We start from the raw sequence: 923 nt of genomic DNA, 5'->3' as shown, positions 1-923 counted from the left end.
GCTTTTGGGTACCGGGTGTGCACGGCTCCGCCGCCGGCCTTCGGCGGCATCGACGTCCTGTCCGTACTGGCCCTGGCCGACCGCAAGGCAGTCGCCGCACTGAAGCCGGGCACCCTCCAACATGCCCATCTGCTCATCGAGTCCGGACGGCTGGCCGGAGTGGACGCACGCGCTTGCGCGGGCGACCCGGACTTCGGTGACATCCCAGCCTCCCGGCTTCTCTCACCCTCCTACCTCAAGCAGCGAGCCGCGCAGATTTCTCCCACCTCCGCCGTTCACCCCGTACGCCCCGGGCTGTGCACCGACACACTCCGCGTCGCCGCCGACCACGACTCCACCAGCCAGGTGAGCATCGTGGACGGATACGGCAACGCCCTGTCCATGACCACCACGGTCAACCAGAACTTCGGGTCCGCCCTCCTGGCACGCGGCATGGTGCTCAACAACGCACTCACCAATTTCGCACCCGAAACCGCAGGCGGCCGCAACCTCATGGAACCGCGCAAACGCCCCACCACATCGATGGCCCCCACCCTGGCCTTCGACCCCACAGGCAGGCCACGCCTGGCCGCCGGCTCGGCAGGCGGCGGCCTCATCCCCGACTACGTGGCCCACCAGGTCCTGGACGTCCTCGTCCACGGCCTCAACCCACACCAGGCCCTCACCCACGGCCACCTCAGCGGCCAGACCACGACGAACAACTGCGCCGGCCTGCACGACGCCCGCTCCGACGTGGAACAGGGCACCACGGCCGAACGCCTCCTGCCCGGACTCCGCGCCCTGGGCCACCCCTGCGCCAAAGCAGTGCCGCTCCGCAGCGGAGCCGCCCTCGTAGAAATCACCCCCGACGGCACACTCCTGGCAGCCGCCGACCCCCGCAGGGACGGCGCCGCCGCAGGCGGCTAGATCGAAATCCTCACCCC

Annotated in this window: 1 protein-coding gene; it reads left to right on the top strand. The window is 70.1% G+C overall.

Annotated features, from left to right (window positions below):
• Positions 1-906: gamma-glutamyltransferase (locus ADK54_RS14795; RefSeq protein ID WP_199826967.1), on the top strand; the 906-nt coding region annotated here is incomplete at its 5' end.
• Positions 907-923 lie beyond the last annotated feature (17 nt).

Origin of the sequence: Streptomyces sp. WM6378, assembly GCF_001279695.1 — a bacterium.
Taxonomy (GTDB): Bacteria; Actinomycetota; Actinomycetes; order Streptomycetales; family Streptomycetaceae; genus Streptomyces.
This window is presented reverse-complemented; position numbering and strand designations above follow the sequence as displayed.